At 70.3% G+C, this 10,774-nt stretch carries 7 protein-coding genes; 4 read left to right on the top strand and 3 right to left on the bottom strand.

The window, feature by feature from the left end:
• The 3 genes from recC to recD form a co-directional block, all read left to right on the top strand.
• On the top strand, window positions 1-2,934 hold a 2,934-nt coding region (recC, locus tag A5711_RS13770; RefSeq protein WP_067947334.1), incomplete at its 5' end, for an exodeoxyribonuclease V subunit gamma.
• Window positions 2,934-6,236 carry an exodeoxyribonuclease V subunit beta gene (gene recB, locus A5711_RS13765; RefSeq protein WP_067947336.1) on the top strand — a complete coding sequence of 1,101 codons (3,303 nt, stop codon included), beginning with the start codon at window positions 2,934-2,936 and terminating at the stop codon, window positions 6,234-6,236. The genes recC and recB, both read left to right, overlap by 1 nt.
• Window positions 6,233-7,993, top strand: coding sequence for an exodeoxyribonuclease V subunit alpha (gene recD, locus A5711_RS13760; RefSeq protein WP_067947332.1), 1,761 nt, complete (start codon window positions 6,233-6,235; stop codon window positions 7,991-7,993). Before recB ends, recD begins: the two co-directional genes overlap by 4 nt.
• Here the strand turns inward: recD and A5711_RS13755 are convergent.
• Both A5711_RS13755 and A5711_RS13750 read right to left on the bottom strand, forming a co-directional pair.
• Entirely contained in the window at window positions 7,950-8,510 is a 561-nt protein-coding gene (locus A5711_RS13755) for a phospholipase D-like domain-containing protein (RefSeq protein WP_067947330.1), read from the bottom strand. The genes recD and A5711_RS13755 overlap by 44 nt on opposite strands.
• Before the next feature lie 12 nt (window positions 8,511-8,522).
• Window positions 8,523-9,635, bottom strand: coding sequence for a DUF2235 domain-containing protein (locus A5711_RS13750; protein ID WP_067947328.1), 1,113 nt, complete (start codon window positions 9,633-9,635; stop codon window positions 8,523-8,525).
• A gap of 88 nt (window positions 9,636-9,723) precedes the next feature.
• Here A5711_RS13750 and A5711_RS13745 point away from each other — a divergent pair, with 88 nt between their 5' ends.
• Window positions 9,724-10,479 (top strand): TVP38/TMEM64 family protein, encoded by a 756-nt coding sequence (locus A5711_RS13745; protein ID WP_067947326.1) that lies wholly within the window; start codon window positions 9,724-9,726, stop codon window positions 10,477-10,479.
• A gap of 55 nt (window positions 10,480-10,534) precedes the next feature.
• Here the strand turns inward: A5711_RS13745 and A5711_RS13740 are convergent.
• Window positions 10,535-10,774, bottom strand: a 240-nt coding sequence (locus A5711_RS13740; RefSeq protein WP_156744931.1) for a zinc-binding dehydrogenase, incomplete at its 5' end; no start/stop codon positions are given.

Below are 10,774 nucleotides of genomic sequence, written 5' to 3'. Positions count from 1 at the left end.
GGCCACTTCGCGCCGACGGAGGCGGAGGCGGAGCTGCGCCGCGGCCGCCGCTATTCGGTGGCGCGCCGGCTGGCCGGCTTGTTCGCGTCGTATGCCAGGCAACGCCCGAGCCTGCTGACCGATTGGCTGGCGGGCGATCCGGGTGACCTCGACCCGGACCTGGCCTGGCAACCGGAGCTCTGGCGCGCGCTGGTGGCCGCCGTGCCCGCCGATCCCCCGCACATCCGGCACCAGCGGACCGTCGCCGGGCTGCGCGAAGGCCGGACCGGCCTGCCGGCGCGGCTGTCCCTGTTCGGCCACACCCGGTTGGCGTGCACCGACGTGGAGCTCCTGGACGCATTGTCCGCCCACCACGACTTGCATCTGTGGCTGCCGCATCCCAGCGACCAACTGTGGCGCGCGCTGGCCGGCGCCCGCGGTGCCATCCCCCGCCGCCTGGACACCGGCCATCGCACCGTGGGTCACCCACTGCTGGCCACGCTCGGACGCGACCTGCGCGAACTCCAGCGCGGCCTGCCCGCCGATCCGCAGACGGACGAGCATCTCCCCGCACCGGAACGGCCCGACACACTGCTCGGCTGGCTGCAGTCCGACATCGCCGCGAATGCCGTTCGGCCGCAAGGGCGTAACCTCGCCGAAGATGACCGCTCCGTGCAGATACACAACTGCCACGGACCGGCGCGCCAGGTCGACGTGCTGCGCGAGGTGCTGCTCGGCCTGCTGCAGGACGACCCGACGCTGGAGCCGCGCGACATCCTGGTGATGTGCCCGGACATCGAGACGTACGCGCCGCTGATCGTCGCCGATTTCGGGCTCGGCGACGTCGTGCACGGCGCGCATCCCGCGCACCGGTTGCGGGTGCGGCTCGCTGACCGCTCTCCGCTGCAGACCAATCCGCTGCTCGGGGTCGCCTCGCGGCTGCTGGCGCTGGCCGGCAGCCGGGTGACCGCCAGCGAGGTGCTCGACTTCGCCGAGGTGGCGCCCGTGCGCGCCCGCTTCGACTTCACCGACGACGACCTGGAGGCCATCACCCGCTGGGTCCGGCAGGCCAACATCCGGTGGGGGTTCGACCAGGAGCATCGGCGGCCGTATCACGTCGACTTCGTGCACAACACCTGGCGTTTCGGCATCGACCGGGTGCTGGCCGGCGTCGCGATGTCCGACGACTCGCACGCCTGGCTGGACGCGACGCTGCCCCTCGACGACGTCAGCAGCAACCGCGTCGAATTGGCCGGCCAGTTCGCCGAATTCGTGGACCGGCTGCAACGCGCGGTCGACTCACTCACCGGTGCGCGGCCGTTGGGCGACTGGCTGGCCGCGCTGGCCGACGGGATCGAGCTGCTGACGCGCATCGACGACTCGGACCTGTGGCAGACCAGTCAGATGCGCCGGGAGTTCGCGTCGACGCTGGCCGACGCCGGGCCGCACGCCGGCACGGTGCTGCGGCTGCCCGACATCCGGGCGCTCCTCGAGGGGCGCCTTGCCGGGCGCCCGACGCGGGCCAACTTCCGCAGCGGCACGCTGACGGTGTGCACCATGGTCCCGATGCGCTCGGTGCCGCACCGGGTGGTGTGCCTGGTGGGCCTCGACGACGGCGTGTTCCCCAGGCTCGGTGTGGTCGACGGCGACGACGCGCTGGCCCGCGACCCGATGACCGGCGAGCGCGACATCCGTTCGGAGGACCGGCAATTGCTGCTGGACGCCATCGGCGCGGCCACCGAGAAGCTGGTGATCACCTACACCGGCGCCAACGAGTACTCGGGCCAGCCGCGTCCGCCCGCGGTGCCGCTGGCCGAGCTGCTGGACACCCTGGACATGACCGCGTCGAGCGAGCAGACGGGCAAGGTTCGCGGGCGCATCGTCGTACAGCATCCATTGCAGCCCTTCGACGTTCGCAATGTCATCCCGGGAAGGCTGGTGCCGAAAGTCCCCTTCAGCTTCGACCCGACCGTGCTGCGCGCGGCGCGGGCCGCCGCGGGCGAACGCGGCGAGGCGCGCAGGTTCATTTCGGGACCGCTGCCGGCACCGCCGGCCGACGACGTCATCCTCGCCGACCTGGTGAGCTTCTTCAAGGACCCGGTCAAGGGCTTCTTCCGCGCCCTCGAATTCACCCTGCCGCGGGACGTCGACGGCGTGCAGGACGCCATACCCGTCGACCTGGACGGCCTCGAGGAGTGGACGGTCGGCGACCGGATGCTGAGCGACATCCTGCGCGGGTGGACACCGGACGACGCCCGGCAGGCCGAGTGGCGGCGGGGGACCCTGCCACCCGGCCAACTGGGATGGCGCAGGGCAACCGAGATTCGCGACCAGGCCGCCCTGCTGGCGGCCGCCGCGCAGCAACACCGCGGGGCCGACGCCAAGGCGTACGACGTCGACATCGAACTCGGCTCCGGGCGGCGGCTCACGGGCACGGTCGCACCCGTGTACGGGGAGCGGCTGGTGTCGGTGACCTATTCCAAGCTCGATGGCAAGCATCTGCTCGAGTCGTGGATTCCCTTGCTGGCATTGATCGCTCACGACCCCGACCGTGACTGGTCGGCGGTGTGCATCGGCCGCCTGAAGAGGGGGACCACCCCGCGGGTGGAGGGGCTCGGGCGTCCACCCGACGACGCCTCAGCGGTGCTGCGTGAGCTGGTGGCGATCTACGACGCGGGGCGCCGGGAGCCGATCCCGTTGCCCATCAAGACATCATATGCCTGGGCGGCCGCCCGGCACTGCGGCGACGATCCGCTGCGTGAGGCGGAATACCGGTGGAAGTTCGAGCACGATGAGCCGGCCCATCTGCGGGCCTGGGGCAAGAACACCCGCCTGACCGATCTGATGCGACCCGTGCGACCGGGCGAGGAGCACGACGGCGAAGACACCCGGCTGGGCGCGTACGCCGCCCGGGTTTGGCTGCCGATGCTGCGCTCCGAAAGGAAGCCGACATGATCGAGCGGTTCGACCTGCTCGGACCGCTGCCCGCCGATCGGTCCACCACGGTGCTGGAGGCCAGCGCGGGCACCGGCAAGACGTTCGCGCTGGCCGGCCTGGTCACCCGCTACGTCGCCGAGGGCGTGGCGACGCTGGACCAGATGTTGCTCATCACCTTCGGCCGCGCCGCCAGCCAGGAGCTGCGGGAACGTGTGCGCGGCCAAATGGTCGAGGCGGTGGCCGCTTTCGATGACGGCGCGGGTGCCAATGAATTGGTGGCTTACCTGCTGGAGGGCACCGACGACCAGCGCGCGGTGCGCAAGCAGCGCCTCCGCGACGCGCTGGCCCGCTTCGACGCGGCCACGATCGCCACCACGCACCAGTTCTGCCAGTTGGTGTTGAAGTCGCTGGGCGTGGCCGGCGACACCGCCGCGAACGTCACGCTGCTGGAGAGCCTCGACGAGCTGATCGTTCAGATCGTCGACGACCTCTACCTCGCGCACTTCGGACAAGAGCGCGACGATCCGGCGCTGGATTACCGCGAGGCGCTGCGGCTGGCGCGCGAGGTCGTCAAGAATCCCTCGACGCAGCTGCGGCCGCGCGACCCCGAGCCCGGATCGCGGGCCGCCGTGTGCGTCTCCTTCGCGAAAGACGTTCTCGCTGAACTTGATACGCGCAAGCGGCGGATGGGCGTGCTCGACTACGACGACCTGCTGAGCCGGCTCGCCGCCGCGCTGGCCACCGACGACTCCCCTGCTCGGGCCCGGATGCATCACCGCTGGCCGATCGTCATGGTCGACGAGTTCCAGGACACCGACCCGGTGCAGTGGCAGGTGATCGACCGCGCGTTCAGCGGACGCTCGACGGTGATCCTCATCGGTGATCCCAAGCAGGCCATCTACGCGTTTCGCGGCGGCGACATCGTGACGTATCTGCGGGCGGCCGAGACCGCCGGTGAGAAGAAGACGCTGGCCGTCAATTGGCGTAGCGATGCGGCACTCATCGATCGCCTGCAGGTGGTGTTGCGCGGTGCCCAACTTGGCGACCCCGCCATACTGGTGGACGACGTCGAGGCCTACCACCGGGGTCACCGTCTCGCCGGTGCCCCGCACAACGACCCGTTCCGGTTGCGGGTGGTGCAACGAGAATCGTTGGGCCGCCGTGGGGTTCAAAACTTGCCCATCGAAGAGCTGCGGGCACACATCGGCGCGGACCTGGCCGCCGATGTCCGCGCATTGCTGGCGAGCGGCGCGACGTTCGGTGGCAGGCCGCTGCAGGCCCGCGACATCGCCGTGATCGTGGAGAAGCACAAGGACGCCGCCGCCTGCTACCGGGCGCTGTGCGACGCGGGCGTACCGGCGGTGTACACGGGCGACTCGGACGTGTTCTCCTCGGACGCCGCCGAAGACTGGCTCTGCCTGCTGGAGGCGTTCGACCAACCGCACCGGCCCGGCATGGTGCGCGCCGCGGCGGCGACGATGTTCTTCGGCGAGACCGCGGAATCGCTGGCGGCCGGCGGTGACGCGCTGACCGACCGCGTCGCGGAAACGTTGCGGGAGTGGGCCGGTCACGCCCGAGAGCGCGGCGTCGCCGCCATCTTCGAGGCCGCGCAGCTGTCGGGCATGGGCGACCGCGTGCTGTCCGCCCACGGCGGCGAACGCCACATGACCGACCTGGCGCACGTCGCGCAGCTGCTGCAGGAGGTCGCGCATCGGGAGCGCTCCAGCCTGCCCGCGCTCCGCGACTGGCTGCGCAGGCAGCGCGACGAACGCGGCGGCGCGCCCGAACGCAACCGGCGCCTGGACAGCGACGCCGCGGCCGTACAGATCATGACCGTCTTCGTGAGCAAGGGCCTGCAATACCCGATCGTGTATTTGCCGTTCGCGTTCAACCGCAATACCCAGGACCGCGATGTGGTGCTGTTCCACGACGAGGGCGTGCGCTGCCTGCACATCGGCGGCAAGGACAGCCCGGACTTCACGGCCGTCGAGAGGCTGGGCCGCAAGGAGGACGCCAGCGACGACAGCCGGCTGACGTACGTCGCGCTGACCCGCGCCCAGGCGCAGGTCGTGGCCTGGTGGTCGCCGGCGTTCGACGAGCCCAACGGCGGACTCTCGCGGCTGCTGCGCGGCCGCCGACCGGGAGATTCCTGCGTACCCGACCGATGCGAACCGGCCAAGATCTCCGACGACGACGCGATGGCCCGCTTGCGCGAATGGGAGGAGGCGGGCGGTCCGGTGATCGAGCGTTCGGTGGTGGCCGCGGCACCGTCCGTGCCGCCCGAGCCGGTGCCGTCCGACCTGGCCAGCCGCCACTTTCATCGCGGCATCGACACGGGGTGGCGGCGCACCTCGTACTCCGGCCTGATCCGGGCCGCGACGGAAATTTTCGGGTCCGTCGGGGTGAGCAGCGAGCCGGAGGTCACCGAACTGGACGACGAAGCCGGTGATCTTCCGCTGGCCCAGGGTTCATCCGGGCCGGAAGTGCCGTCGCCGATGGCGGACCTGCCGATGGGCGCCAAGTTCGGCACGCTCGTGCACGCCGTGCTGGAGACGACCGACCCGTTTGCAGCAGATCTGGCCGCCGAGTTGGAGTCACACATCCGCGGCCACTCGGTGTGGTGGCCGGTCGACGTGGCCCCGGACCTGCTGGCGGCGGCCATGGTGCCGATGCACGATACGCCGTTGGGTCCGCTGGCCGGCGACCTGACCCTGCGCCGGATCGGGCTCCGGGATCGGTTGCGCGAGTTGGACTTCGAGTTCCCGCTGGCCGGCGGTGATCTGCGCTCGACCGCGCCCGAGATCCGACTGGCGGACATGGGGACGTTGCTGCGCGCGCACCTACCGGCCGACGACGCGCTGGCGCCCTATGCCGATCGGTTGACCAGCCGCCCCCTTGGTGATCAGCCGCTGCGCGGCTACCTCACCGGCTCAGTCGACGCCGTGCTGCGCGTGCCCGACGGCGCGGCGCACCGCTACCTGGTGGTCGACTACAAGACCAACTGGCTGGGCGATCCCGACCGGCCGCTCACATCCGCCGATTACGACCGGCCACGGCTGGTCGAGGCGATGCTGCACTCGGATTATCCGCTGCAGGCGCTGCTGTACAGCGTTGTGCTGCACCGGTTCCTGCGGTGGCGGCTGCCTGACTACGACCCGGCCCGGCATCTCGGCGGCGTCCTCTATCTCTTCGTGCGCGGGATGTGCGGCGCGGCCACACCCGTAATCGATGGGCACCCGTCGGGGGTGTTCAGCTGGCGGCCGCCGTCGTCGTTGGTGACCGGAATGTCGGACCTGCTCGACGGGAGGGCGGCCGCGTGACGCTGGAGGCGATCGGCGCCGAGGGCCTGTTGCGGACGTACACCGGGGCAGGCGTCTTCGAGGCCGCCGATGTCCATGTCGCACAGCGGCTTACGGCGCTCGGCGGCGAGCCCGACGAGCGGGTGGCGCTGGCGGTCGCGCTGCTGGTGCGCGCGCTGCGGGGCGGTTCGGTGTGCGTGGACCTGCGCACGGTGGCCGCGCAAGTCGGCGACGCGGAGCTGCCCTGGCCCGACGCCGGCGAATGGATGGCCGCCGTGCGGTCCAGCCCGCTGGTCGGCTCGCCGCCGGTGCTGCGGTTGTTCGGGGAGCTGCTGTACCTGGACCGGTATTGGCTCGAGGAGGAGCAGGTGTGCGCCGACCTGCTCGCGCTCTCCGTTCCCCGGGCAACGGGCGACGTGCCCGCCGTCGATCGGCTCTTTCCATCAGGCTATGACGAGCAACGGGCCGCCGCGGAAATCGCTGTCTCGCAGGCGGTCACCGTGCTGACCGGCGGCCCGGGCACCGGCAAGACCACCACGGTGGCGCGACTCCTTGCTCTGCTGGCCGGGCAGGCCGAGCTCGTCGGCCTCCCTCGGCCCCGGATCGCGCTGGCGGCGCCGACCGGCAAGGCGGCGGCCCGGCTCGCCGAGGCGGTGGCCGCCGAGGTGCAGCGGCTGGACGCCGCGGACCGGGCGCGGCTAGCGGGCCTGCCGGCGACGACGCTGCACCGGCTGCTGGGCTCGCGGCCGGATACGTCGGTGCGGTTCAAGCACAATCGCGGCAACCGGCTGCCACACGACGTGATCGTCGTCGACGAGACGTCGATGGTGTCGCTGACGATGATGGCCCGCCTGCTCGAGGCGGTGCGGCCCGATACCCGGCTGATCCTGGTGGGCGATCCCGACCAGCTCGCCTCGGTGGAAGCCGGTGCTGTGCTGGCCGATCTGGTGGATGGGCTCGCTACGCGCGACGACGTGCGGGTCGCGGCGCTGCGCACGCCGCATCGCTTCGGCGAGTCGATCGGTGCGCTGGCCGAAGCGATCCGGATCGGCGACGCCGACCGCGTGCTGGAGTTGCTGAGGGCCGGTGGCGATCACGTCGAGTGGCTCGACTCCGACGGGCCGACCGACCGGCTGCGCGCGGTCCTGGTTCCGCACGCGCTGAGGGTGCGGGAGGCCGCGGTGCTCGGCGCCACCGGTGTGGCGTTGGCGACGCTCGACGAGCACCGGCTGTTGTGCGCGCACCGGCACGGCCCGTACGGGGTGTCGCACTGGAACCGGCAGGTGGAGCGTTGGCTCACGGAGGAGACGGGTCAGCCGATAACCTCGGCGTGGTACGCCGGTCGGCCGGTCTTGGTGACCGCCAACGACTATGGGCTCAAGGTCTACAACGGGGATGCCGGAGTGGTCGTGGTCGGCAGCGACGGGCTGCGGGCCGTCATCGCCGGCGCCGCCGGAACGTTGAGCTTCGCGACCAGCCGGCTCACAGACATCGAGACCATGCATGCGATGACGATCCACAAGAGCCAGGGCAGCCAGGCCGACGAGGTGACGGTGCTGATGCCGCCGGAGGATTCGCGGCTCCTGACCCGCGAATTGTTCTACACCGCCGTGACGCGGGCGAAGACCAAGGTCCGGGTGGCAGGTTCCGAGGCTTCCGTGCGCGCCGCCATCGCGCGCCGCGCCGTGCGGGCGACCGGACTGGCGCAGCGGCTGCGCGCCTCCGGTGGGGAGCCTAGTGCGCGCCGCCGGATTGCGCCTTCGCCGCCATCTGCTTGAGCATGCCGTCGTGGATGATGTCGATGCGTGAACGGGCTTCCGCGCACACGTACGGGTCCCGGATCACGGTGAGTTGGTTGTCCTGCTTGGATTCTCCGCCGGTGGACCAGTTGGTCGAGCCGGTGATGACGTCGACGCCGTCGATGATCACCATCTTCAAGTGCATGATCGCCGACTTCTCACTGTGGCCGATCGCGATGCTGTTGCCGGTCTTGTCGTTGAGCCAGGGGGCCAACAGAGCGCGCTCGGACTTTCCCGCGGCTTGCGTGGAGTCGAGACTCATTTGTACATAGATCTTTTCGTCGTTCAGCGACGACTGCAGCACCGAATTCAGTTCCGGGTCGTCGTAGCCGTACATCGCGACCACGATGCTCTTGTCGGCCGACGTCAGCAAGTCCTTGAGCGCCTCATGCACACGGTCGACCGGGCTGTAGAACGTTCGCGTGTTGTCGGGGTAGCCGGGCGGAAACGGCGCGGCTTTGTATTGGTCGAGAGTGGTCAGCGAACTGAGGGCCATGGCGTTTCTCCTTCACAACGCGGGGGACGTCCAGTCGGTGGGGTCGGCGCTGAGCCGTTGGTCGGTCAGATTCGGTAGGTAGCCAGGGTTGTCGCGGCGGCGCACGAGCACGCTCGGATGCACCAGTGCGTCGGGGCCCATTGGGCGGCGCCGGCAGCCGACGAGGTACCACAGCTTGCCGTTGTTGTGGATCGGCGCGTTCGCGAAGTCTTCGGTCACCGCGCACTGCTCCCGGTAGGCAGCCGCGTCGATCGCCAGCTCACCGACGATCCCGTCGGTGACCCATTTCAACGCGATCGTGGCGAGCCGGTGATCGGGCATGAACGTGCCGCCGACATCGGCGTGCACGCCGGCGAACCAGCGTTCCTCCAGCCCCCGCGGATGGCGCTCGACGAGGTACTCCCGGTAGGGGCGGCGGCGTTCGTCGATCGAGACGGCGTGGCGGATGCGCGCGACGTTGGGCAGCGAGCGCGTGTAGGGCCAGCGCAGGTTGCCGAACCGCAGGAAGCCGGCCGCCTTGACGGTGTCCCACAGGCCGAGATACGCCACCGGCACCGCGTGGTGCCACACCTGATTCGGGCTGTTCTGCCGCACGGTGGAAAACAGCGGCTCGTCCTCGGTGCGCCAGCAGAACGCGCGGGCGAACTCGGCCCAGCGGGCGTACTCGTCCGGGGTGAAATAGCGGTTGATGGCGTACTTTTCGACCGCGTACGGCAGCAGGTTCTCCGAGCCGGGCCGCAGCAGTCCCGGCCGCAGCAGCATGCCGGCCAACGCGCGCGCGGTGTAGGCGCCGCGGCTGAAGCCGAAGATGTACAGCGCGTCACCCGGGCGCCAGTGTTGCATCACATACCGGTAGGCCTGTGCGACATTGCCTTTCAGCCCCAGGCCGAATGCCTTCTCGAACAATAAGTCCTTGGTGCGGGACAGCTTCGAATGCGCCGATGCCGGCGCCAGCGTGCCGACGCCGGGGTCGTAGTAGGCGAGCTGGCCGGCCGGGTCGTCCTTCACCAACATCTCGAAGAGCTTGGCGACATTGGTGAGGTTGCCGGCCCCGATCTGGTTGGCGGTGCCGTCGAGGCAGACGACGATCCGCTTGCCCCGCGCTGGCTCAGGGTGCTCGGACATCTCGGGGAACGCCTCTCACAGGGATGCGACTCCCTGATGTGTGGCACTTTACGACGACCGCGCACGGTGCGGAAGAATCGCGGTCAGCATGGACAACAGCGACGGCTCCGCGCCGACACCGGAACCCGCATCCCGGCGCGCCCACATCGTGCGGCTCGGCGTGTTCGTGGCCTTCCTGCTCCTGATGTTCTACCTGGTGGCCATCGCGCGCGTCGTCCACGTGGAGGAGCTGCGGCGGGTGGTCTCCGCGACGGGGCCGGCGGCGCCGCTGACCTATGTGGTGGCGTCGGCCGCGCTGGGTGCGGTATTCGTGCCGGGTTCGATCCTGGCGGCGGCCAGCGGGCTGCTGTTCGGTCCCCTCCTCGGCATCTTCGTGACGCTCGGCGCGACGGTCGGCACCGCGATCGTGGCGAGCCTGATCGGCCGGCGGGCTGGGCGCGACAGCGCCCGGGCGCTGCTGGGGACGAAACGCACCGACCGCATCGACGCCCTCATCGAGCGCCGCGGGCTGTGGGCGGTCGTCGGCCAGCGGTTCGTCCCGGGCATCTCCGATGCGCTGGCGTCCTACGCGTTCGGCGCGTTCGGAGTGCCCTTGTGGCAGATGGTCATTGGCTCGTTCGTCGGTTCCGTGCCGCGCGCGTTCGTCTACACCGCGCTGGGCGCGTCGATCGGGAACCGGTCGTCGCCGTTGGCCTACGCGGCGATCGCGGTGTGGTGCGTGACGGCCATCGTCGGGGCGTTCGCCGCGCGGCGCGGATTCCAGAGGTGGCGCGCCCACGCGCGCGGCGCCCAAGAAGGGGGCGGTGACGACGATGCACCTGAGCGGTGCGGCCCGCAGCGGTAGATGACAACCTCGCGGTGGTCAGCGGCTCGAGGCAGGAAGGGACCCACGACGCCCGTCAGTGCACTCGGATGACGATCTTGCCGAGATGCTCGCCTGCCGCGAGGCGTTTGAATGCCGCTACGGCGTCATCGAATTCGAACACCCGGTCGATCACCGGCTGCATTCCCGTGGCACCGACTGCGCGCACCAGCTCCTGTGTATCGCTGCGGTCCCCGACCGTGATCGACCGGGTTGTCGCGCCGGCACCCTTGAGGAGGAAGTAATCGATGCCGAGGTCGGCTTCACTGAGGAAGCC

This window comes from Mycobacterium sp. E2238 (assembly GCF_001672665.1).
In the GTDB taxonomy this organism is placed as follows: Bacteria; Actinomycetota; Actinomycetes; order Mycobacteriales; family Mycobacteriaceae; genus Mycobacterium.
Note: the sequence above shows the minus strand (reverse complement) of the source record. Positions and strands in the feature narration are given on the sequence as shown.